At 62.5% G+C, this 23125-nt stretch carries 22 protein-coding genes; 14 read left to right on the top strand and 8 right to left on the bottom strand.

Annotated features, from left to right (window positions below):
• Positions 1 to 182: 182 nt before the first annotated feature.
• Together B5526_RS30255 and B5526_RS30260 are read left to right on the top strand one after the other, a co-directional pair.
• Positions 183 to 560 carry an Hpt domain-containing protein gene (locus B5526_RS30255; protein WP_079543427.1) on the top strand — a complete coding sequence of 126 codons (378 nt, stop codon included), beginning with the start codon at positions 183 to 185 and terminating at the stop codon, positions 558 to 560.
• A 125-nt stretch (positions 561 to 685) separates the two neighbouring features.
• Complete coding sequence (locus tag B5526_RS30260; protein WP_079543428.1) at positions 686 to 1006, top strand: 2Fe-2S iron-sulfur cluster-binding protein; 321 nt, start codon at positions 686 to 688, stop codon at positions 1004 to 1006.
• On the opposite strand, the gene B5526_RS30265 is transcribed toward B5526_RS30260, so the two are convergent.
• Positions 1003 to 1470, bottom strand: a complete 468-nt coding sequence (locus B5526_RS30265; RefSeq protein WP_079543429.1) for an acyl-CoA thioesterase — start codon at positions 1468 to 1470, stop codon at positions 1003 to 1005. The two genes, B5526_RS30260 and B5526_RS30265, sit on opposite strands and share 4 nt — an antisense overlap.
• Positions 1471 to 1629: 159 nt before the next feature.
• Here B5526_RS30265 and B5526_RS30270 point away from each other — a divergent pair, with 159 nt between their 5' ends.
• Positions 1630 to 2658 carry an NAD(P)/FAD-dependent oxidoreductase gene (locus B5526_RS30270; protein WP_079543430.1) on the top strand — a complete coding sequence of 343 codons (1029 nt, stop codon included), beginning with the start codon at positions 1630 to 1632 and terminating at the stop codon, positions 2656 to 2658.
• A 150-nt stretch (positions 2659 to 2808) separates the two neighbouring features.
• Positions 2809 to 3414 carry a DUF2147 domain-containing protein gene (locus B5526_RS30275; RefSeq protein WP_079545584.1) on the top strand — a complete coding sequence of 202 codons (606 nt, stop codon included), beginning with the start codon at positions 2809 to 2811 and terminating at the stop codon, positions 3412 to 3414.
• A gap of 61 nt (positions 3415 to 3475) precedes the next feature.
• Here the strand turns inward: B5526_RS30275 and B5526_RS30280 are convergent, their stop codons facing one another.
• Both B5526_RS30280 and B5526_RS30285 read right to left on the bottom strand, forming a co-directional pair.
• On the bottom strand, positions 3476 to 5455 hold the full coding sequence (locus B5526_RS30280; RefSeq protein ID WP_079543431.1) for a hypothetical protein: 1980 nt from the start codon (positions 5453 to 5455) through the stop codon (positions 3476 to 3478).
• A gap of 70 nt (positions 5456 to 5525) precedes the next feature.
• Positions 5526 to 6623 carry a lysylphosphatidylglycerol synthase transmembrane domain-containing protein gene (locus B5526_RS30285; RefSeq protein WP_079543432.1) on the bottom strand — a complete coding sequence of 366 codons (1098 nt, stop codon included), beginning with the start codon at positions 6621 to 6623 and terminating at the stop codon, positions 5526 to 5528.
• A gap of 380 nt (positions 6624 to 7003) precedes the next feature.
• Between B5526_RS30285 and B5526_RS30290 the strand changes: the two genes are divergently transcribed.
• Together B5526_RS30290 and B5526_RS30295 are read left to right on the top strand one after the other, a co-directional pair.
• Positions 7004 to 7510, top strand: a complete 507-nt coding sequence (locus B5526_RS30290) for a ferritin-like domain-containing protein (RefSeq protein WP_079545587.1) — start codon at positions 7004 to 7006, stop codon at positions 7508 to 7510.
• Positions 7511 to 7679: 169 nt separating this feature from the next.
• Positions 7680 to 9095 carry an MFS transporter gene (locus B5526_RS30295; RefSeq protein ID WP_079543433.1) on the top strand — a complete coding sequence of 472 codons (1416 nt, stop codon included), beginning with the start codon at positions 7680 to 7682 and terminating at the stop codon, positions 9093 to 9095.
• An 11-nt stretch (positions 9096 to 9106) separates the two neighbouring features.
• Here the strand turns inward: B5526_RS30295 and B5526_RS30300 are convergent, their stop codons facing one another.
• Positions 9107 to 9541, bottom strand: coding sequence for a hypothetical protein (locus B5526_RS30300; protein ID WP_079545589.1), 435 nt, complete (start codon positions 9539 to 9541; stop codon positions 9107 to 9109).
• Between the two features lie 71 nt (positions 9542 to 9612).
• Here B5526_RS30300 and B5526_RS30305 point away from each other — a divergent pair, with 71 nt between their 5' ends.
• Positions 9613 to 10221, top strand: coding sequence for a hypothetical protein (locus B5526_RS30305; RefSeq protein ID WP_244562099.1), 609 nt, complete (start codon positions 9613 to 9615; stop codon positions 10219 to 10221).
• A 102-nt stretch (positions 10222 to 10323) separates the two neighbouring features.
• Positions 10324 to 10917 (top strand): YdcF family protein, encoded by a 594-nt coding sequence (locus B5526_RS30310; RefSeq protein ID WP_079545591.1) that lies wholly within the window; start codon positions 10324 to 10326, stop codon positions 10915 to 10917.
• Between the two features lie 12 nt (positions 10918 to 10929).
• On the opposite strand, the gene B5526_RS30315 is transcribed toward B5526_RS30310, so the two are convergent.
• On the bottom strand, positions 10930 to 12273 hold the full coding sequence (locus B5526_RS30315) for a PLP-dependent aminotransferase family protein (protein WP_079543435.1): 1344 nt from the start codon (positions 12271 to 12273) through the stop codon (positions 10930 to 10932).
• 185 nt (positions 12274 to 12458) lie between these two features.
• On the opposite strand from B5526_RS30315, the gene B5526_RS30320 reads away from it, so the two are divergent.
• Entirely contained in the window at positions 12459 to 12773 is a 315-nt protein-coding gene (locus B5526_RS30320; protein ID WP_079543436.1) for a DUF1127 domain-containing protein, read from the top strand.
• Here the strand turns inward: B5526_RS30320 and B5526_RS30325 are convergent.
• Genes B5526_RS30325 through B5526_RS30335 form a run of 3 tightly spaced genes read right to left on the bottom strand, consistent with a single transcriptional unit; the run spans position 12716 to position 14240 of the window.
• Entirely contained in the window at positions 12716 to 13183 is a 468-nt protein-coding gene (locus B5526_RS30325) for a hypothetical protein (RefSeq protein WP_079543437.1), read from the bottom strand. The genes B5526_RS30320 and B5526_RS30325 overlap by 58 nt on opposite strands.
• 29 nt (positions 13184 to 13212) lie before the next feature.
• Positions 13213 to 13638, bottom strand: a complete 426-nt coding sequence (locus B5526_RS30330; RefSeq protein WP_079543438.1) for a universal stress protein — start codon at positions 13636 to 13638, stop codon at positions 13213 to 13215.
• Positions 13639 to 13697: 59 nt separating this feature from the next.
• Positions 13698 to 14240: a SixA phosphatase family protein gene (locus tag B5526_RS30335; RefSeq protein ID WP_079543439.1), complete on the bottom strand. Its 543-nt coding sequence runs from the start codon at positions 14238 to 14240 to the stop codon at positions 13698 to 13700.
• Positions 14241 to 14338: 98 nt separating this feature from the next.
• Here B5526_RS30335 and B5526_RS30340 point away from each other — a divergent pair, with 98 nt between their 5' ends.
• The 5 genes from B5526_RS30340 (at position 14339) to B5526_RS30365 (ending at position 23041) form a co-directional block, all read left to right on the top strand.
• Positions 14339 to 15847 carry an NAD(P)/FAD-dependent oxidoreductase gene (locus B5526_RS30340; protein ID WP_079543440.1) on the top strand — a complete coding sequence of 503 codons (1509 nt, stop codon included), beginning with the start codon at positions 14339 to 14341 and terminating at the stop codon, positions 15845 to 15847.
• Positions 15848 to 15961: 114 nt separating this feature from the next.
• Positions 15962 to 16462: a peptide-methionine (R)-S-oxide reductase MsrB gene (gene msrB, locus B5526_RS30345; protein WP_079543441.1), complete on the top strand. Its 501-nt coding sequence runs from the start codon at positions 15962 to 15964 to the stop codon at positions 16460 to 16462.
• Positions 16463 to 17397: 935 nt separating this feature from the next.
• Positions 17398 to 19218 carry a flagellar hook-basal body complex protein gene (locus B5526_RS30355; protein ID WP_079545593.1) on the top strand — a complete coding sequence of 607 codons (1821 nt, stop codon included), beginning with the start codon at positions 17398 to 17400 and terminating at the stop codon, positions 19216 to 19218.
• Positions 19219 to 19262: 44 nt separating this feature from the next.
• Positions 19263 to 21140, top strand: coding sequence for a flagellar hook-associated protein FlgK (gene flgK, locus B5526_RS30360; protein ID WP_079543443.1), 1878 nt, complete (start codon positions 19263 to 19265; stop codon positions 21138 to 21140).
• Positions 21141 to 21163: 23 nt separating this feature from the next.
• Positions 21164 to 23041: a flagellar protein gene (locus B5526_RS30365; protein ID WP_079543444.1), complete on the top strand. Its 1878-nt coding sequence runs from the start codon at positions 21164 to 21166 to the stop codon at positions 23039 to 23041.
• The last annotated feature ends 84 nt before the right edge of the window (positions 23042 to 23125 follow it).

The raw sequence follows: 23125 nt of genomic DNA on the forward strand, positions 1-23125 counted from the left end.
CGGGACCGTAACGCCTTACGGTTCCACAAATTTCTCGGTTTGGTGCGTTAATCACGACTAATCTTCGCCGAAAACAAGGCGAACTTGCGGCAGGTACGCAAAACGTTCCGTTAACCATTTCTGTGATTGGCTGGCGAAAACCGTGCTGCCGGTACCATCGGCAGGGAGATCTGGGTTACCCCATGCCGCTTCATCTGGAACGGATTGACTGGATGCCATCGCCGCCGCTGGTTCCCGATGACGGTCCGATCGATATCGAACATCTTGGGCGCATGACGCTGGGCGATGCCAGCCTCGAGCGCGAGGTGCTGGCGATGTTTTCGGCCCAGGCGGCGAGTCTTCTAAGCATGCTCGCAACGCTACCTCCCGACGTGGGCGCGCTGGTCCATACGCTGAAGGGTTCGGCCCGCGCGATCGGCGCCTTCGCGGTCGCTGACGCCGCCCTGGATCTGGAGGCGGCCTTGCAGAACGACAGCGATCCATCGCGAGCGCTCGGCGCGCTCGAGGAAGCGATTAGCCAAGCGCGCACGGCGATCGACGCTTTCCTGCGCCGGTCCTGATCCCGGCCGCGACAGGGGTAATTGCGAAAATCCGCGCCACAGGTTTTCGCCCCGACCGCTAGCGCGGAGCGGATCGACCCGTTATAGGACAGCCCGGACCCCCTTCATCCGGCAGCACGAGCATCATGGCTAAAATACATTTTACCGACCATACCGGCGAAACCCGCACCATCGAGGTCGAAAACGGCGCGACCGTGATGGAAGCGGCGATCCGCAACGCTATTCCCGGCATCGAGGCCGAATGCGGCGGGGCCTGCGCCTGCGCGACCTGCCATGTCTATGTCGACGAAGAGTGGCGCGAGAAGGTCGGCGCGCCCTCGCCGATGGAGGAGGACATGCTGGATTTCGGCTTCGACGTGCGGCCGAATTCGCGGCTGTCGTGCCAGATCAAGGTCAGCGACGAACTCGACGGTCTCAAAGTCTCGACGCCGGAGCGGCAGGCTTAGAATTTAGGCTGCGCTATTTCGACGCCGCGGCGCAGCCAGGGCTGAAAATTCCGGACGATCTCGGAAGTCAGCGGCGTCGGCTTGCGCGTGGCCTCGTCGATCAAGACACTCACCGATTGCGCCGAGGCGACGCATTTGCCTTCGGAAAACACCACCTGATCGAAGGTGACGGAGGTCCGGCCGAATTTTGAGACGCCGAGCCCCATCTCGATCGTGCCCGGCCAGCGCAGCTCGGCGCGGAAATGGATGTCGAGGCGGACCATGATCCAGGCCAGACCCAGAGGCATCAGCCCGTAACTGCGGTCCTTCATCAAGGTCACGCGGCCGGTCTCGAAATAGGTCGCATAAACCGCGTTATTGACGTGGTGGTTGGGGTCGAGATCGGCAAAGCGGACATTATCCGTCAGGCGGTAGGGAAAATCTGCAAGAAGCGGCGTTGAATCCAGACCGGCAGGTGCGTTCACAGGGCGATCTCCGAAAGTGACAGGCTTTTACAGCCCAGTTGTCGAATGGCGGCAAGGGGTTGCCGCGCTCGCCGGTGCCATATTATGGCTTTCCTCGCTCCCTTGCGTTAGCTAGACAGGCGCAGCCCCAAAGGCGTGGTTCAACCGAAAAGAAGCGACATGAGCGAAGCGATCAAAACCGACGTGCTGATTATCGGCGCGGGCCCCTGCGGGCTGTTTGCCGTTTTCGAACTGGGCCTGCTCGATATGCAGGCACATCTGGTCGACATTCTCGACAAGATCGGCGGCCAATGCGCCGAGCTCTATCCCGAAAAGCCGATCTACGACATCCCGGGCATTCCCTTCGTCACCGGCCATGGCCTCACCGAGGCGCTGATGGAGCAAATAAAACCGTTCCACCCGACCTTCCACCTCAACGAGATGGTGGAGAAGATCGAAAAGATCGGCGATCCTGCATTTCGCGTCACCACCGATGCCGGCCAGGTCTTCGAATGCAAGGTGGTCGTGATCTCCGCCGGCGGCGGGTCGTTCCAGCCGAAACGCCCGCCGGTGCCGGGCATCGAGGCCTATGAGGGCACCTCGGTGTTTTATTCCGTGCGCAAAATGGAGCAGTTCCGCGACAAGGATCTCTTGATCGTCGGCGGCGGCGATTCGGCGCTCGATTGGACGCTCAATTTGCATCCGATCGCCAAGCGCGTGACGCTATTGCACCGGCGCGACGATTTTCGCGCGGCGCCGCACAGCGTGGAGCAAATGCGCGCGCTGGTGGTTTCCGGAAAACTGGATTTGAAGATCGGTCAGGTCACCGGACTTGAAGGCGGGGGCGGGATGCTCACGGGAGCGACCGTCAAAGGCAACGACAACGCAATTTCGAAAATCGCGTGCGATACCATGCTGCCGTTCTTCGGCCTCACCATGAAGCTCGGCCCGGTGGCGAATTGGGGCATCGAGCTTGAGCACAATCTGGTGCCGGTCGAGACCTCGGCGTTTGAGACCAGCGTGCCCGGAATTTTTGCCATCGGCGACATCAACACCTATCCCGGCAAGCTCAAGCTGATCCTGTGCGGCTTCCACGAAGGCGCACTGATGGCACAGAAGGCGCACCGTTATGTCTATCCGGACAAGCGGCTGGTGTTCCAGTACACGACGTCATCCTCGAGCCTGCAGAAAAAGCTCGGGGTCAACTGATCGGGGAAAACGCCGGACCAAAGGCTGCGGCGGATTTGTGACGTCGGGCCTTCCCAGCAATAGTTTGAAACGGGATGCGGCACTGGAACGATCCGCGAAATGGCCTTAGTCTGGGGCTATTGCTTCAATGGGATTGGTCAGGTGGTGATGATGTGGACTGCGATACCCAGACTTCGACTGGCGCTGGCGTTTATAGCGGGTGTCGTGCTGTTGCTTGCCATTGCGCCGGGGCGGGCCGCCGAGCCCTCAGCCGCGGGGCTCTGGCAGAAGACCGAGAATGGCAGGACCGCGGGCTGGTTTCTCATCATTGACCACGACGGCATTTTCGAAGGCGTAATTGCCAAGACGTTCCCACAACCTGGCGATGAGCCCAATAAGACTTGCTCCGACTGCACCGACGACCGCAAGGACGCGCCGTGGCTTGGATTGTCTTTCATCAGGGATATGAAGCGCGACGGATTGAAATACGAGAACGGTAACGTGCTCGATCCGCGCGACGGCAAGATCTATCATGCCAAGATGAGCGTCAGTCCCGACGGCCAGACGCTCACCATGCGCGGCTATCTGGGTATTTCCCTGTTCGGCAAGGATGAGACCTGGACCCGCCTGCCGGATACGTCGATCGCCCAGGTCGATCCCGCCATCGTCGCAAAATACCTGCCGACACAGGCGGCGGCGATGAAGCCACCGGTCGCCCCGGCGAAGCAGCCTCCTGTCGGCGCGAAGAAGAGCGCGCCAGTGCAAGCACCGAAATAGCCTGCCGCCTGGGTTGGCCCAAATGTGCGCTAGCGGCGTCCGCCCAATTGAGGCGGTCCCGTCAGCGCGCGGCCGGCGTCGTCACAGCAGGCGTCTCCGGCTCCTGAACGACCTCCGGCACGACGGCGTCGAGTTGAAGCGCGGAAGCGACCGCGGGCAAAGCGGCGTCCGCCATCGCGGCATGGCCCTCGGCCGAGGGATGCACCGCGCCGCCGTAGACGGCTGAGAGAATCCCCCAGGTCGCGTCATGGATATCGGCGGGTTGGTTGGAAGATGGCAGCCCCTGCGGATAGGTCATCGCCGCAAAATAACTGTCGTTGGCATCGCGGATCCAGCGCGCGCGCGGCAGATAGGCGCGGTACTCGGAGGCGCTGCGGCCGCACACCATCGGCTGGCTGGCCGCGGTGACGATATCAGGATCGAAGCTTTCACCCTTCGGTGAAAAACACTCCCGGTCGAATACCGGATCAGTCGGGGCGCGGGCGCAGAATCCGTGATCTCCGAATGCCGTCTGATGGGCATCGACGAAGGTCATGCGGTCGGCGGCGGGATCGCGGCACAGAACCCCTGACTGGCATAACGCGAGCGCCTTCAGCTGCGGCAGGAATTCCCGGTCGACATAGCTCGACACATGGGCGAGCCGCTGCGGTTCGGCGTTGAAGGAGGGGTGGATATCGAAGCCGGCGCGACCGCCGGGGCAGGGTGCGCCGCCGTCCGCGAGCGTCGGGTTGGCATAGGATACGTAGACGACGTGCGACATATCACCCACCAGCGGCTTCAGCGCCTCCCGCAGCTTGCCAAAACTTTGCGGCAGGTCGCGCGCCAATGCCGTGCGCGAATCCTCTACCGATCCCATTACGCCGGTGCGCTTGAACAGCACCCGTTCGGTTGGGGTGTCGACGATCACATCGGCGACCAGCCCGGAAAAATTGATGTCGTTGGCGCCGATCGACAGCAGGATCAGATCGAGCTTGCGGTCGGGCTGACGTTTCTTCGCCGCGCCGACGGCGGCGCGCAATTCGTCCAGTTGCGCGTTGACCGTGCCCGAGCAGTTATTCCCCGATTTCGTCGGCGGGCATTCCCGCGCGCGTTGGTAGCCGAACAACCCATCCGGGATGGTGGCGCCGGTGCAAGCGAGCGGCAGATAGGTCACCGCGATGTGCGGATAGCGAACCGCGAGCGCGAGCGCCGTGCGGGTCTGGTAGCTGTAGAGCGAGCGATGGCAGGGGGAATTGAACCACAGCGCACTCTGGCGCTGCCATACCGGCAGCGTGTCGGGCGCCTCGCAGGCCCGCCCGCCCTTATAACCGGCGCGGCTCGGACGGTAATATTGCGAGGCCGCAGTGCCCAAATAGTAGCGGAAACAAAAACCCTCATCCGACAAGGCGATCGCCCGGTCTGGATTGCCCTCGCCGGAGGCGATGCTGTCACCGAGGCCGGCGATGAAAATATCGCGCACCATGATCTCGGTCGAGAGATGCTGCGGCGCCTCGGGCCCTGAGGAGACCTCAACGGAGGCGACTGTTTGGCGGCCATAGCGCGCGCGCAAATTGACCGGCTCGGCGCAATCGAACGTGGATTGCTGCGGCCCATCGCCATCGTCGAACGACCAGGCGCAGGTGGCGCCGACCGGCACGGTGCCGGCCAGCCGCACGGTGATCGCATGGTCCACCGGTGTCAGGTAGCTTTCCTTGACGTTGTCGCGGGTGCAGGGCTCGCTGACGCGGCCGGAGAGATCGATGCAGAGGCGGTTGACCATATTGCGCGCCCAGCCGCGGCCGTCGCTCTGCAGTTCCAGCGCCTGCTCGGAGGCGAGAACGCTGCGGTCCCGCGCGCTTTCGACGTGAAGCTGGAAATCGCGCTCTTCGCGAAACAGCCGGAAGCGGTTGCGGACCTCCCATGAAATCTGCATCGGGGTGTCCGGCGCGCCCTGCGCCGGCGAGGCGGCGCTCTGCGCTGCCGCCCGTTGCGCTGGGGATAGGGCAAGCGCGCACGCGACTAGCGCGCCTGCGGCAATCGAGCGGAGGTGATTTTTGGCCATGACGCGTTTGACGTTATGGATGGGGCAGAAATAAGAGAGCGGGGGAAACTAAGAGAGCGGCGAGATACCGTTAGCCGCGCGACTGCCGGCGCTGCTTGGCCGGCTGCACTTGCCGGCCCTCGAGCGGTTGCGGCACCGCGGCGGGTGCAGCCGATGCCGGGAAATTCTCGCTCAGCCGGCGGCGTTCCTGCCAGGGTTTCACGACGTTCAGCCAAAGCTCGCGCGTTCCCATGATGCTGATCGCGATACCAAAGGGGATTACGAAATACAGGATCCGAAACACCAGCAAGGTTGCGAGTAACTGTTCCCTGCCGAATTCGGGCAGCGCCACCAGCATGGCGGCATCGAAGACGCCGAGCGAGCCCGGGGCGTGACTGGCGAAACCGAGTAGCGTCGCCAGAATGAACACCACCGCCAGCGAGACGAAATCGATGCCCGGCTGCGCTGGCATCAACAGATACATCGCCAGCGCGCAGAAGCCGAGATCGACCACGCCGATCAGGACCTGCAGCAGCGTCAGCCGCGCCGAGGGCAACACCACCTTCCAGCCGTTCTGACCGAGTTCGCGGCGGTTCTCGCCCATCACCAGCCAGAAGAAATAGGTCGCAATGCCGGCGAGGCAGCCGAGCGCGATCAGCCGGTTCATGGCGGGCGGCAAAAGGTCCATCGCGGAGGCGGCCCAGGGGTGCCAGGCCATGCCGAAGCCGAGCACGAACAGATTGCCGAGCCAGAAGGTGAGCCCCGAGAGAAAGCAGATCTTGGCGACGTCGATGGCGTTGAGGCCGAAATCCGAATAGATCCGAAATCTTATCGCGCCGCCGGTGAAGACGGTGGCGCCGATATTGTGGCCGATCGTGTAGCTGGTGAAACTCGAGAGCGCTGCAATGCGGTAAGGCACGTGTTTCTTGCCGATGGTCCGCAGCGCGAAGAAGTCATAGAAGGTCAGGGTGCAGAACGCGCCGACCACGCACAGCGCCGCGAGCGCGATGTGGTGGGGCGGTATTTCCGTCAGCGCGGTCAGGATCACCCCGGTATCGACGCCATGGAGGGTGCGGACCAGGGTCGTGATCGCAAAGCCGATGATGAGGAGGCTCGCCGCGATTCCGAGCCGTTTCCAGCCGATCCATCTCTTGAAGCCACGCCCAAGCGTGGTCAGCAGTCCGTGCATTCTTCCTCCCGGCAGGGCGGCAACAAGTTGAAGGCCCTTCCGACGCGATTGATGGGCAAGCGGCGGCCAATTGCGCCTCATGTGAAGACCCATAGGGCAAAAACGTTCCGTTGTGCAGTCCTTGACAATGCAAGCTTCGGCCCCCGAGCCACGCCGCTGTCACATGCCTTACATATGCCGCAACGCGGGAGATTCGAGCCCTGCCGCTTCACTGTTCTGGCCGTCGAGATACCGCTGTTCCGCAAGTAACGTCTGCGGCCGACAGGAACAACCTCGCGATCCCTTGGTTAGCGAACATACCAGCAAATCGAGCATATCGGCGTGCCGTGACAAAACACGCCGCGCTGTTGTGTTCCCGAAACCAAGAAGGATCAGAGCAACTGGGACTCTTTTCTAAAGACATCAAAACTATGAACGACCTGTTCCTGCATCAGTTCCAGGACATCTATTATGCCGAGGAGCAGCTCGTGAAAGCGCTTCCAAAAATGGCTGAAAAGGCAACCGACAAGCAGCTTAAACAGGGCTTTTTGACCCATCTCGATGAAACCAAAACGCACGTGCAACGCCTCGAACAAATATTCCAGATGCTCGGCGCCAAGCTGAAGGCGGTCGACTGTCCGGCAATCGACGGCAGCATCGAGGAAGCGGATGATGTTGCCGGCGAAGTCGCGGACAAATTCGTGCTTGATGCGGCGCTGATCAACGCAGCGCAAGCCGCAGAACATTATGAGATCGCGCGCTATGGCAGCCTGGTGGCGTGGGCAAGGCAGCTTCGCCGCGACGATATCGCCGCTATTTTGCAGAAGACTCTCGAGGAAGAAAAAGCCACCGATCAGAAGCTGACGAAATTGGCAGAAAGCAAGGTCAATCTTCGCGCCGCGAGCTGATCTCCCCGCAACGGTTGATTGAGACAAAACGTCGCGCCGGCGTTTTCGGCGCGACGTTTTGTTTGCAGTTCGGCCGTGATCCTCCCGGCACACTTCGATCGTGACCGAAGCGTCTGCCCAGAACCTGTCCCATTTTCCCTGCGTTGGTAGCCTGAACATGAGGTGACCCATGAGCAGTACTTCTCTTAAGTTCCAAACAACGCCCGCCTTGTCAGATAACCCAGCCGCAAGCCAGTCGGGTCGAGCAACGCTGTCGACCGCGCTGACGCTTGCAGCGATGAGCCTCGGCTATGGCGTGGTTCAGCTCGACGTCACCATCGTCAACACCGCGCTCAACAGCATCGGCACGTCGCTCCGCGGTGGCGTCGCCGAACTGCAATGGGTCGTCAGCGCCTATACGATTGGGTTTGCCGCCTTCATCCTCACCGCGGGCGCGCTCGGAGACCGGATCGGCGCGAAGCGGGTTTTCATGGCGGGTTTTGCGATCTTCACGGCCGCGTCGGTGGCCTGCGCGCTGGCGCCCAATGCGGTTGTTTTGATTGCAGCAAGAGCCGTCCAGGGACTTGGCGCCGCGATCCTGGTTCCGAACTCGCTGGCGTTGCTCAGCCACGCTTATCCGGATCAAAAGCAGCGCGGCCGGGCGGTGGGCATCTGGGCCGCCGGCGCCAGCCTTGCGCTGACCGCCGGGCCGCTATTTGGCGGCGGGTTGATCGCGCTGGTCGGCTGGCGCTCGATCTTTCTTGTCAATCTGCCGATCGGTCTAATCGGCTTGTGGTTGAGCTGGCGTTATGCCTCTGAGACCACGCGCTCGCCGCAGCGTGAAATCGACCTGCCGGGTCAGATCGCGGCGATCGCGGCGCTCGGCTGTCTTGCCGGTTCGATCATCGAAGGCGGTTCGCTCGGCTGGAGCAATCCTTTTGTGATCGCGGGCTTCGTTGCCTCGATGGTGCTGGCGAGCCTGTTCGTGGTGCAGGAGCGGCGCGCGGCGCAGCCGATGCTGCCGCTGTCGCTGTTTCGACACCGGATGTTCGCGCGGGCGGCGCTGGTCGGCCTGCTCGTCAACGTTGCCTTCTACGGACTGATCTTCGTCTTCAGCCTGTATTTCCAGCGCGTCAACGGATTGTCGCCGTTCGCAACCGGGCTTGCGTTCCTGCCGATGATGGCCGTGGTGCTGCCGGTCAACCTCATCGCCGCGCGGGTAAGTGAGCGTATCGGTGCGCCGGCGACGATCGCCGTCGGCGCTGGCCTGTCGGCATGCGGATGCCTTGCGCTGCTCGGATTGGCGCCCGACACCAGCTACTGGCAGATCGGGGCGCAGCTCGTAATTATCGGCGGCGGGCTCGGTCTATTGGTGCCGCCGCTGACCTCGACACTGCTCGCAAGCGTCGAGAAATCGCGCTCCGGCATCGCCGCCGGCGTCCTCAACGCGACCCGGCAAACCGGCAGCGTGCTGGGGGTCGCGCTATTCGGCTCGCTCGCCGGCCGGGCCAGCAGCTTCATGGCGGGCGCCCATCAATCGCTTATGATCTCGGCCTGCCTGCTGCTTGCGGCCGCAGCTGCAATTTGGCGCCGGGCCTCAGCCTGACCTACACGCGTCTATGCCCGTCGCAGCGCAAAATGGGCGCCACAAAACGCCATCGCGGCGCCCAGGCACAGCGCAGCTAACCCCGCGAGCATGCCCGAGATGGTCGGGATCGGGCTCGGCGCGGAAGCCGCCTGGCCCGCGCCGGCCAGCACCAGTACGCCGACCGCGATCAAGAACTGCCGCATCCGCTGCGGGATTTGCCCCGACACCGCGCTGTCCATCAGCGTTGCGGTGAAATAGCCGCCGCAAAATCCGACGGTCGCGATCAGCCACCACGCAATGGCGGCTCCCGCCGGCATGAATTCGCGCGTATCGGATCGCCACAGGCCACCGAGGTCGAGGCCATAACGCGCGCCCAGCATGTGCACGGCGAGCGCCAGCAATACGCCCGAAATCATGGCGCCGGCGAGGATCAGGCGGCGCGGAAAATAGGTCGTCTCGGCCATGGCCCGCTTGTAAGATAAAGCTGGCGATGAGCGCAAGCCGACGCTGCCATCCATGAACCGGATTAGTCGAATTGCCAAAGCCAGTTTTGGACCACGCAACGACCGCCGCGCCGCGCGCGCCGGATACAAGCTATGCCTACAAGGCCTCGCTGATCGGCGCCGCGCACCGGTTCGAACTGACCGACGACGGATTGTCGTGGCGGACCGGCGGCAGGTCCGGGCTCTGTCGCTACCTCGATATCGCGGCGATCCGGTTGTCGTACCGGCCGGTATCGATGCAGTCGCGCCGTTTCCGCACCGATATCGAATGCGCTGATGGCCAGCGCATCGTCGTGCTCTCGACGAGCTGGCAGACCGCCGCCTTGATGGCGCCGCAGGACCGCGACTATCGCGCCTTCCTCACGCAGTTGCACGAGCGCATGGCGAAGGGTGGCAGCAGGGCCATGCTGATCGGCGGCATCGGGCCGACAAGCTATGCCGCCGGCGTTGCGCTCTCGGCGCTGGTGGGGGTGGCGATCGCCGGTCTTCTCCTGCGTTCGATCGCCACGGGCGAGTGGGCGGGCGCCCTGTTCCTGGTCGGTTTTGCCGTGCTGTTTGCCTGGCAGATCGGCGGCTTTATCGGGCGCAACCGGCCGCGGACCTACACCTTCGATCAGTTGCCGCAGGGGTTGCTGCCGTAATCCGGCCGCCGCAATCAAGCGCAATGAAATGTGACTTCGTGAGGTCGTCCGCGCACGGCATCGTAGCGGCGCTTGTTGCGGCGCTGGCGCGAGGCGAACCCCGTGGAAAACCGAAGCGACCGATTACCGACCGACGCCGAGATCGCGGAGATCAACGCGAAGCATTTGGTCAGCACGCCGATAAGACCCGCCGATCTCTTGTTCGTATTCGGCACCCGCGAGGATGTCGACCGGAGCGTCGATGAAGCGTTTCGGCTGTGGCGCGAGGGCTTTTTTCGCTGGTCGATCGTGAGCGGCGGCGTGACGCCGGGTTCAAGACTTTCGGAATGCGAGATCATTAAGGCCGCCATGGTCGCGCGCGGCATTCCGCCCGAGCGGATCCTGGAGGAACACCGCTCCACCAACACAGGCGAGAACGTAATCTTCTCGTTGCCCGTCATCGATGCCGCGCTTGGATTGAAAAATATCCGCAGCGTGATTTGCCTGGGCAACACCTGGACGGCGCGCCGTTATCCGATGACGCTGCACCGGCACTGGCCCGAGGTCGAGAAGATGCTGGTCACGGTCGATAGTTTTGCAACGCCGCGTTGGCGCTGGCACACCGATCCTGTGTTCCGGAGGCGCATTCTCAACGAATGGGACAAGATCGAGCCCTACAAGGCCAAAGGCTTCATCGCGGAGTGGCCGGCGGAGTGAGAGAGCTCTTCTCTATTCCGTCGAATCGAAATCCTCTTCTTTCGCATTCAATATTCCCGACAGAGCGCGCAGGCCAGTATCGAGTTGCTCTAGCGTCGGTGCGGCCAGCGCCAGCCGAACGGCGTTTGGCGCATGCCCGGGAGCGGCCGCAAAGGTCGTCGAGGGCGTCAAAGCAATGTCCCGCCTGGCCGCTGCGGCAACAAATGTTTGCGACCGCCAGTGCGGCGGCAGTGTCAGCCATAGATGATATGACTTGGCGTTTGTCTGCATCGCGAAGCCGGCGAGCCGATCGGCTGCCATTTGTTGGCGCTGGCGCGCATCCAATCGCTTCAGCCTTGAAAGTTCGGAAGCGGTGCCGTCACCCATCAGCCGCTGTCCGGCTGCAAATGCATATCCCGAAGCGGTCCATCCGCCGGAGCGCACCGAAGCCATGATACTTTCGCGCAAGCGAGGCGGCGACACGATGAAGCCGAGCGCCAGCCCCGGCGCTACTTTCTTGGAAAGGCTGTCAATCACCACGCAGCAGTCCGGAGCGAGTGCGGCGAGCGGCGGTACGTCATCGAGAAAGGCATAAACTGCATCCTCGATGACGACCAGACCGAGCTTCTCGACAACGCGCAGCAGATCAGTCCGGCGCGACGGCGGCATCGTGATGCCCAAAGGATTTTGAATCGTCGGCTGCAGGTATAGCGCCGATAGATGCGCTTCGCGGTGAGCCTTTTGCACGGCATCCGGCCGGACGCCGGCTTCATCCATCGCCAATGGCACCAGGGTCACGCCGAGCCGGGCGGCGATACCCTTGATAAAGGGATACGTCAGTACCTCGACACCACAGCGGCCCCCGGTCGGCACAAGCGCGGCGAGGACGGCTGCGATGGATTGGCGGCCGTTGGCGGTGAAGACCAGTTGTTCGGGCTTTGGAGACCAATTTTGACGGGAGAGAAAACTGGTGGAGATGTTTCTCGCGTTTGCTGTTCCAACGCTCGTCGCTTGCCTCAGCGCGATATCGAGCGCGGCCGGCCGCTCCAATCCCTCCAGGCTCTTGGCGATCAGGGCCGATTGCGTCGGCAACGTCGGATAGTTGAATTCCAGATCGATGCGCGCGCCTTGCGGTTCGTTCGGAGCGGTTATGCCGCGCTTCGCTTCTCCGGAAATAAAGGTGCCGCGTCCCACCTCACCCACGACCAGGCCGCGACGCAGAAGCTCGGTGTAAACCCGGCTCGCGGTTGAGACGGCTATCTTTCGCTCATAGGCAAAGTTGCGCTGCGGCGGCAAGCGATCGCCCGGCTTGAAAGTGCCATTTGCGATCTCGGCGGCGACGGCATCGGCAAGTCTCAGATATTCGAATTTCGACATTATTGCACCGAGAGCAATGTTTTACTTGCACCGATACAAATACGAGATAACTTCGAGCCAATCAAGCCCATGATTGTACTGAGGAAAGCGCTAGCAATCCGAAGTCATCCGAGGTGCAACCGCTGCCGGGCAGCGGTTGCGCCGGCAGCGGCGTTTTGCCGGTGGGAACCAATTGGAGAAGGAAGATGACCGCGATTTCCTCGACCGCAGCACAGCCTGCCGCTCCCGGCAGGCCGGGCAGATTTGTCCGCTGGATCGGACTCTGGGCCAATGGCCTGGCCGAGTATTTGCAGCGCAGGGCCGCGATCAAAGCGCTTCATGAAATGGACGATCGTGGATTGCGCGATATCGGGCTTGCGCGCTGTCATGTCGAGGCCGCGGTCTACGGCGTGCAAATCCGGAGCGCGGGCGGTTTCGATGACGAACACGGCCGCAGGCATCATCACGCGGTCGCCAGGGCATCCCATGCAATCCCAAAACCGCGGCCATCGTCGGATTGATCGGAAGTAGGGCGCGGCTTTGTCGAACGCGGGAGCGCGCGCCGCTCGCGCAGCCGGTTGATCCGCGCAACCGGCTGGCTGATCGCTGTTCGCAAGACGCGCATCGCAAACCGGGCAAGCGATGCAGCGATGCGCAGTATTTGCTGCAAATGTTCCCTTCCGGCAGCGAGCCGGAGGATAATCACGAATTCCAGATACATCAGGGTGTCGCCCGCGAACAGAAACGCCAGCTCGATCGGTGCGGTTTGGGCAAAGGCCATTACCAGAATGGCGATCGCAATAAACTCGAGAACCCGACGGATGGTAAGCCGGCTGAGAAAATCAGCGAACTGCACCACCAATACTTCCCAAAGCGCGTCGCCGAGGACAAGCGGAACTTCGTAACTCCACTTCCGCCACCAACGCTTCACCTGGGCTCTCCGCTCAAACAATCCGGCAATTAATGCCGCACCACCAGCACCGAGCATTTGGCGTAGCGCACCACATGGCCGGCGTTGGAGCCGAGAAAATAAGTCCGCATCGCCGGCCGGTGCGATGTCATCACGATCAGGTCGGCCTTGACCGCGGCGGCTTCTTCGAGAATTTCGTGATAGATGCCGCCCTGGCGCACCACGCCGGAAATGCGCGCTTTATCGATGCCGGATTCGTCCGCCACGATGGCGAGCGCCTCCTCGGACGTCTGGCGTTGCTGGGTGTCGAAATCGGCCGGCACATATTCCGCCAGCATCACCGGCGTCATCGGCAGCACGTTCAGGAGCCGCACCAGGCCGCCCCAAGTCTGCGACAGCGTGGCGGCCGTGGCAATCGCCGGCTTTGCCAGTTCGGTATCGGCGAGATCGATCGGGACGAGAATGGATTTGTACATCTCACGCCTCCGTGTCTGACTGCACCCTAGCATAGATTGACCGCCTGGCGCGGGGAGGCCTATTCCCCTGACGTCTGCTTCAGCAGTTTTGGGGTGACGAACAACGCCAGCCGCCCGCGGCGGAATGCCACGTCGGCCCAATCGTCGCGTGCAAAGTCGAATACGGCAAGACCCGACGTCGGCAAATTGTCGGCGAGCGCCTTCCGGCCGGCGGCGTCGCCGCTGCCGGCCAGCGCCAGCGCCAGTTCATGCATTCCGGGATTGTGCCCAACCAGCAGCAGAACTTTCGGATCGGCGGCAGAGGCTTCGTGGATGGTTTGCAGAAGCTGCGACGGATCGGCGCCATAGAGTTCCGGCAGAATTTCGACCTGCGGCTTCGGGCGCAATTTCTTCATCGCCTCCCAGGCGATGTCCCAGGTCTGGTGCGCCCGGACCGCATTCGAAACCAGCACGGAATCCGGAAAAGGCGGGTGCCGGCCGATCCAGCCGCCGATCTCGGCGGCGTCGCTGCGGCCACGGTGGTCGAGCCGGCGGTCCAGATCGCGGCCGCTCGGGGCGTCGTGTTCGGTCTTGGCGTGACGCAGCAACATCAAACGGCGCATGGCGCAATCTCGATTCGGTTCAAATGTTGTCCGATTAATGTACAAGCCAACGCGAAGGACAAGGTGACAAGCACGGGATCGGTCCTTAAGAAAACCATATGAGCGAAACTTCCACAGCCAAGCCGTCCGCGGCCAAGACTTCCGCGGCCAAGACTTCCGCGGTCAAGACTTCCGCGGTCAAGGCTTCCATCGCCGGGACCAGTGAACCCCAGCCGCTGCACGAGCGCCTTTCGTTCGACCTGGACGTCGATATCGCCGTCGTCGGCGCCGGGCTTGCCGGGCTGACGGTCGCGCTGGAGGCCGCACGGCTCGGCGCCAGCGTCGCCGTTCTCGAGGGCCGCCATGTCGGCTGGAATGCGTCCGGCCATCAGCTCGGCACGGTGATGCCGGGCTACGGTGTTCCGATCGGCGATCTGATCGCCCGCATCGGTTTCGAAGACACCAGCGAACTCTGGGCGCTGTCGAAGCAAGGCGCCGAATTTGTCCGCGCGACCGCCACGGAACAACTGATTCCGGGCATTGCGCCAAGCGAGGGGGCGCTGGAAGTCTCCAATGTCGATGTCGGCGATCAATTGATCAGCCGGCTGCAAATGCTGGGCGAGGATTTCGAGACCGAGGTGGAGGGCTGGCAGGTCGATCGCGTGCGCGCCGAGCTCAAAACCGATCGTTATTTTCATGGCGTCTATTATCCCAAGGCGTTTCAGATCGATGGCCGCAAATACGTCCACGGCCTTGCCGCGCTGGCGCGGCGGGCCGGCGCTCGGATCTTCGAGGACACCCCGGTGGTCAGCATCGATCCTTCCGGCATTCGCAAGCGCATCGTGACGCCGTCGGCGCGGCTGCGCGCTTCCCACATCGTGCTCGCCGGCAATGTTCATCTGGGGGCGACGTTGCGGCGGCTGTCGGAAACGCTGCTGCCGGTCTGGCGCTATGGCGCGGTGACCGCGCCGCTCGGCGATCGCCTCGGCGAGACCATCGCGTTTCGGGGATCGGTGGCGGACAGCGACGGCATCGATCATTTCCGGGTCGTGGACGGCGACCGGCTGATGTGGGCGAGCCCTGAGACCACTTGGGCGGCGCGGCCGGATCGCTTTGCAACGGCCATTCAACGGCGGATACGCACGATTTTTCCAAGCCTCGACAAGGTGGAGATATCCGAGGTCTGGGGCGGGGCGATCGGACAGACCGTGCACGGCATGCCGCAGATCGGCCAGTTGCGCCGCGGCCTGTGGGTTGCGAGCGGCTTTGGGCGCCAGGGGTTGAACACCTCGGCGATGGCCGGGCAACTGATCGCCCGCAGCATTCTGTGGGGCGACGAACGCTGGCGGCTGTTTTCGCCGTTCGAACTGGTGTGGGCGGGGGGAATGACCGGCCGGATCGCCGGCTATGCCATCGGCCAGTGGGCGCGCGGCAGTGCCGCCGCTGCCGGCACGCTGGCGCGTTACCGCGAGCGGGCACGGACCCAGGAGCGCATCCGCGAGGCGCGTGTGGCCGAGGCCAACCGCCAGGCCGGATCCGGACCGGCACCGCTCCGCCCGCCGCCGCCCCGCCCGCGCTCCGAGCGTCCGCAGCCGACAGCGCCGGCGAACTCAGGCGAGGGCGGGTAGGGGCCCCCTCGCAAGAAAGTGAGAAATTTCGTCCGGGTTCCGTGTAACTTCTCCTCTCGCCCCCCGTATTTGACGGCGAACCGTTTCCATTTCGCTTGGCCCACGGAGACCATCATGATCGACCGCCGTATCCTGCTCGCCTCCGTCGCCAGTCTCATTGGGCTCGCCGCGTTCCGCTGGCTGCGGGCCTCGCCCGCGCAAGCCGCGGAGAAATTCGAGATCGAAAAGACCGATGCCGAGTGGCGCGCGCAGCTCAGCCCGCAGCAATATGAAATCCTGCGTCAGCAGGGCACCGAGCGGCCCGGTTCGAGCCCGCTCCTGAAAGAGCACCGCAAAGGCATCTTCGCCTGCGCCGGCTGTGACCTGCCGTTATTCTCCTCGGACACCAAATTCGAGAGCGGCACCGGCTGGCCGAGCTTTTATCAGCCGCTGGAAAATGCCGTCGGCAAGACCGAGGATCGCACCTTCGGGATGCTGCGGACCGAAATTCACTGCCGCCGCTGCGGCGGCCATCTCGGTCACGTGTTCGACGACGGGCCGAAGCCGACCGGCCTGCGCTACTGCATGGACGGTTTTGCCCTGGTGTTCCATCCGGCCGCGCCGTCGGCGACCTGAGGTACTGCAGCCGCGCGGCCCCCGAATTCCCAATTCGTCATTGCGAGCGAAGCGAAGCAATCCATTCTTTCTTTCTTCGCGTGGCGGCATGGATTGCTTCGCTTCGCTCGCAATGACGGCTCGATACAGCTTCGCGATCCCGCGGCGCGATGCGTCCGAGCTTTGACAAATCTTCCGCCCCTTGAGGGCGCAGGGAAAGCCGGGTGCGCGCTGCACCCGCGGTCTCGCGTGCAAAATGCAGATAGAAGACGCACACGAGCATACAGGTTCAGCGGAGGCAATCCGGCCTTCCCTGCACGGTGGTTTACGGCTTACTTCGTGCTCTCCCCGGCGACCGGGCTCTTTTGCCACCGTCATCGATGGAGTTACCTCCACCAACTTGACACCAGCGTCGGGGTGTCAGGACCACACGACTTCGCCGTCCGCTTAAGCGCTGTTCGTCAATAGCGCTGCTGCGTCCACCGCATCCCGCCTCACGTCCGTGACGATCGCGAAACGCCCCTCGAGAGAGGCGGGACCAAATCGCAATACTCCTGTTTCTACCCCGCCGTCAAGCAAAATTTCTGAAAATCAGAATTAAAATTCGTAAATTCAGAAATCGACTATTTCCCTGCCCGCCGGTCCGGATTTGCTGACCGGCTAGGAGCGAAACTCGAGCGACAATCCCACGGATCATCATGTTTCCGTGCATGCGTAGCAAGGTGATGGGTTTCGCAAGGGCTCAACCCATCCTACTAGCTGCGACTTGACGCTTTCGCCCGGCAATTGTTGCCCGCCCGGCAAATCCGCCCCGGTCCCGGTACCGGCGCATTTTCATTCAACCATCTGAAATAACTGCACTTTCCACTTTGGCATAGCGCTTGCGAATCTCCTTTCGAATGCGGCCTTGGTTTCCTGATCGGTTGGCCGCGGAAATCGAATTTGGAGACGGTGTGATGGGTATCTTCGATGCGCTCAATACTTCGGTGGGTGGCCTTCAGGCGCAGTCCTTTGCGCTACAGAACATCTCCGGAAATATCGCGAATGCCTCGACCACGGGCTACAAGGGTATCGGTACCACCTTCGAAGATCTCATTCCGGACGCGACGTCGCCGAGCAGGCAGGTGGCGGGCGGGGTGACCGCCTTTGCGCAACCAACCATCACCAGCCAGGGCACCGTCTCGACGACGACCGTTGCCACTAATATGGCGATCAACGGCGACGGTTTCTTTTCGGTGCAAAAATCCACTGGAACCGTCGACAACGTGCCGGTCTTTAGTGGTGTCACGGACTATACCCGCCGCGGCGATTTTCAGACCAACGCCAACGGCAATCTCGTCAACGGCGCCGGATATTACCTGATGGGTGTTGCGGTCGATCCGAAGACCGGCAATCCGCTTGGCAACATTCCGCAGGTGCTTCAGTTCCAGAACAATTTCATCCCGGCCCAGAACACCACCTCGATCAGCTATGCCGCCAACCTGCCGTCTACCCCGACGACCGTGGCCAGCCCCAATGCGGCGAGCGGCACGATCACTGCCTTGGGCGGCCTCAATCCGCTCGATTTCATCCAAAATCCGACGCTCACGGCGGCCTCGGGCTTTACCGACGCCACGACCACCGGAGCCGTCAAGACCGCCGCGGGAGGCAGCAACATCGACTCCAACACAACCTTGAACGGCGTCGGCGGCGGCGATACGTTGACATCGGGATTTACGGCTGGGCCTCCCGCCGACACGATCACGGTGGACGGTCAGACCCTTACATTCGTCGCCAGCGGCGCGAGCGGCCCCAACCAGATCAATGTAACCGACAATATCAGCACGTTACTGGCAAAAATCGACGCCTTGAGCGGAGCCGCTACGCCATCATCGGTCAGCGGCGGCGCCATCACGCTTCACACCGGTACAAAGAACGATCTTTCGGTTACCAGCAGCAATGCGGGCGCCATGGCCGCGCTCGGCTTTGCGGCGTTGCCCGTCACGAAGGCACGTACCGTCGTCAACAGTCCAGCAACGGGCGTAGTGATCGCCAACGACCAACAGACCTTTTTGAACGAGTCGATCAGCGGCGGCGCGGTCACGGCCTTCGATCAGACTGGAACCGCGGTCAACCTGCAATTGCGCTGGGCCAAGACCGACAGCGCGACGCTTGGCGGTACCCACACCAACACCTGGAACCTGTTCTACCAGACCAATCCGAGCGCGAGCGGCACCCAGACCGCCTGGGTCAATGCCGGAACCAATTACACCTTCAGCGCGGCGGGGGCGCTGACCAGTCCGGCCACTCCCGCCATCACCATCCCCAACGTCACCGTCGGCAACCAGTCGCTCGGCAACCTGTCGTTCAGCACGGGTACCGGCGGCCTGACGCAATTTGCCTCTACCGGCGGCACCGCCACCATCAATGCCGTGACCCAGAACGGCTTTGCCGCCGGCCAGCTGCAATCGGTCGCCATCAACAACAACGGCATCGTCGTCGGCACCTTCTCCAACGGACAAAATCTCGATCTCGCCTCGGTCACACTGTCGCACTTCAACGGCACCAATTACCTGAAGGCGCTGGACGGCGGCGCCTACGCCGTCACCGTGCAGTCGGGACCGGCCATTATCGGTGCCTCGGGCAATATCAGCGGGTCGTCGCTGGAAGGTTCGAACACCGACATCGCGTCGGAGTTCACCAAGCTGATCGTGACCCAGCAGGCCTATTCCGCGAATACCAAGGTGATCACCACGGCCAACACCATGGTGCAGGATCTCCTGAACGTGCTGCGTTGATTGTTCGGCAAGAGGTCGGCGTGTAATGACCTGGAGCGGCTAAGATGAGTTTGGGTTCTGCTCTCGCCACTGCGATGTCTGGTTTGCAGGCCAACCAGGCCGCGCTTTCGATCGTGTCGTCGAATATCGCGAACGCGCAGACGCCTGGCTATGTCCGCGAAAGCACCAATCAGGTCGAGGTACTCAGCGGCGACACCGGCGCGAGCGTCAGCGTCACCGGCGTCAACCGTCAGCTCAATCAGTTCATACAGACGCAATTGCGTACAGAAACATCCGGCGGCGCCTATGCCGACCAGATCGCGAGTGTTTTGACCCAATTGCAATCGGTCTATGGGACCCCCGGACAGGCCGGGTCGCTCGAAACCGCTTACTCGAATTTCACCACCGCCGTGCAGGCGCTGTCGACGACCTCCGGCAGTGCGTCGTCACAGGTCACGGCCCTGACCGCGGCACAGAACCTGGCGCAGCAGCTCAACGCCACCACGCAGGGTATTCAAACACTGCGTAGCAACGCCGAGCAGGACATCGGCATTTCGGTGGGCCAGGCCAATGCGGCAATGACCAAGATCGCGCAACTCAACACCAAGCTTCAGGGATTAACCCCAACCGATCCTACCGCCGCGACGCTGATGGATCAGCGCGACCAGGCGATCAATCAGCTGTCGCAGCTGATGGACATCCGCGTCTCCAGCACCGGCAACAATCAGACCTCGGTCTACACGTCGAATGGCGTTGAACTCGTCGGGAACCAGGCCTCGACGCTCAGCTTCAACTCGCAGGGAACGCTGAACGCCAATTCGCAATGGAACGCCAATCCCGCGAAATCCTCTGCCGGCACGCTCACGATCAAGCTGGCGAACGGCGCCACCATGGATATGATCGCGAACAACTCGATCAGCTCCGGCCAGATCGCCGCCGATCTGACGCTGCGCGACAAGACACTGGTTCAGGCGCAGACCCAGGTCGATCAGATGGCGGCTTCGATATCGAGCGCGCTGTCGGACAAGACCACCGCCGGCACCGCCGCGCCCGCCACGCTTGCGCCAAAGGCCGGCTTCGATCTCGACCTGTCGAACATGCAGCCGGGCAACAAGATCAATTTCACCTACACCGACCAGGCCACCAACACCCAGCACCAGGTCACGATCGTCCGGGTCGACGATCCGACCGCGCTGCCCTTGTCCAATCAAGGCGGAAATCCCAACAATCCGGTGATCGGCGTCAATTTCACGGGCGGAATGGCCTCGGTCGTTTCGCAACTGACCAGCGCGTTCAGCGGCACCAATCTTCAATTCTCCAATCCCTCGGGGTCGACGTTGCGCGTCGTTGACAACGGCACCAATACGGCGACCGTGAATTCGGCTTCCGTCACGGCGACCGTGACGTCGCTGACCAGCGGCAACGCGCAACTGCCCTTGTTTACCGACGGAAGCTCGCTGTACACGGGCGCGATCACCGGGACGGCCGCGCAGCAACTGGGCCTCGCGGGACGCATCACAGTCAATGCGGCGCTGGTCGCCGATCCCTCGCGGCTGACGATCTTCAATACCTCGCCTTTGACCAATGCCGGCGACACCACGCGGCCCGACTTTCTCCATACCCAACTGACGTCGGCCACCTTCAGCTATTCACCGCAGACCGGACTGGGCACGGCGGCGACACCGTTCAAGGGAACGCTGACCAGCTACATGCAGCAGTTCCTGAGCCTGCAGAGCAATGCCTCGACGTCCGCAACCCAGCTCCAGCAGGGTCAGGATGTCGTCGTCAACGCGTTGCAGCAGAAAGCCAAAACCGACTCCGGCGTCAATATCGACACCGAGATGGCCAACCTGATTTCACTGCAGAATAACTATGCAGCCAATGCCCACCTGATGTCCGTGGTTCAGAACATGATGACCAGCCTGATGCAGGTCCAGTTGTAAGGCTAGAAGCGTAAGGGATCGATATGGCAATCAACAACGTCGGTTTTGGTACCACCATCCTCAATCAGGCGGTGCTGAATATCAACAATCAGCTGACGACGCTGCAGTCGCAGCTCACGACCGGGAAAAAGTCGACCTCCTATGCGGGGATGGGCGTCAACGAGGGATTCGCCATCGCGGCCCGGTCGCAGATGTCCGACATTTCCGCGTTCACCGACACCCAAAGCAACATCAACACCAATATCGGCATCGCCAACACCCAGCTGCAGGCGATGGTCAGTATCGGAACCACGGTTCTGAACAGCGCCAACAGCTCGATGCAGACCTTGAACAGCACAGGCCAGACCATCGGACAGCAAACCGCGGCCGCGCAGCTGTCATCGATGGTCGGAATTCTCAATATCCAGGCCGGCGACCGCTATCTGTTTTCGGGCAGTGCCATCAATACGCAGCCGACCGCTTCCGTCGACGACATTCTCAACGGCACCACCAGCCAGGCCGGATTGAAGCAGGTGATCTCGGAGCGCAACCAAGCCGATCTCGGTACCGCCGGTCTCGGGCGCGTCGTGATTTCTTCGCCGACGCCGACCTCGGTGCAGGTGGCGGAAGATGTCGCCGGCTCGCCATTCGGGTTGAAGGTGAATGCGATCTCGTCGCAGCTCACAGGCTCGACCGTCACCGGTCCCGCCGGCTCGCCGGCGGCCATTTCGGTTGACCTCGGCGGCACCAATCCCAACAACGGCGACACCGTGAGCTTCAAGTTCAGCCTGCCCGACGGCACGACTGAATCAATTCAACTCACGGCCTCGAGCGCAACCCCGCTGCCCGCCAAAAGTTTTGCCATCGGCACGAACTCGACGTTGACCGCCGCCAATCTGAACGCGGCGCTGAAGACGGCGATCGGCACGCTTGCCAATACATCGCTGGTGGCCGCATCGGCGGTTCAGGCCGGCAATGATTTTTTCAATACCACGGGAACCGCGACCGGAAGCGTGGCCAACAACAAGTTGACGGTTCCTGCGCCAATCAGCGGGGCGACGCTGTTGTCCGGTCTCGCCAACACCGACTCGCTTTCCACCAATTTCGCGGCCGGCGACACCATTACCGTCAATGGCACGCCGATCACCTTCGTCGCCTCCGGCGCTACCGGCAACCAGCTCAACGTTACCGACAGCGTGCAGACGCTTCTGACAAAGATTGACTCCATCACCGGCACTTCGACGCCGTCGACGATCCACGGCGGCGTGATCACCCTGCATACCGACAACGCCGCGAGCCTGTCGGTGACGAGCTCGAATGCGGCCGCGTTCGCAGCACTCGGCCTTCCCGCTACCGTTACCGCAGCGGTGCCGCCGCTGCGGGTCGGCGGCACGCCGCTCGGCAGTGCGACGACGCTGGTCAACGGCACCGCGAACACGGTTGCCTGGTACACCGGCGAAGCGGGTTCGGGGTCGGCGCGTGCGACCGCGACGGCGCGCGTCGATCAGTCGGTGACGATACAATACGGGATGCGCGCCAACGAACAGGCGATACGCTCGCAGCTCCAATCGCTCGCGGTCTACTCCGCGGTGACGACCTCGGCCAGCAATCCGAATGCGGCCTTGCAGATCCAGGCACTCAGCCAGCGCACCGCGCAAAACCTTGCGAAGCAGCCGGGGCAGCAGACCATCGAGGATATTCAGGCCGATCTTGCGACCGCGCAGGCGACCATGAAAGATGCCGCGGCCCGCCAGACGCAGGCCCAGGGAATGCTGCAGGGCATCGTCGACCAGGCCGAAAACGTCTCTCCCGATCAGGTGGCGAGCCAAATCCTGGCGCTGCAGACCGATCTGCAGGCCTCCTTTCAGACCACCGCGATGCTTTCCACGCTGACGCTCACAAAATTCCTTCCGGTCGCCTAAGGCGCGGCAAAGTTCGGCTGGCGTGAGGTTTTAAGGATGTTAAACGCCGGCGCTCGGTTCGATGCGCGTGAAGAGTCGATCCCG

It is taken from the genome of Bradyrhizobium lablabi (assembly GCF_900141755.1).
GTDB classification, from domain to species: domain Bacteria; phylum Pseudomonadota; class Alphaproteobacteria; order Rhizobiales; family Xanthobacteraceae; genus Bradyrhizobium; species Bradyrhizobium lablabi_A.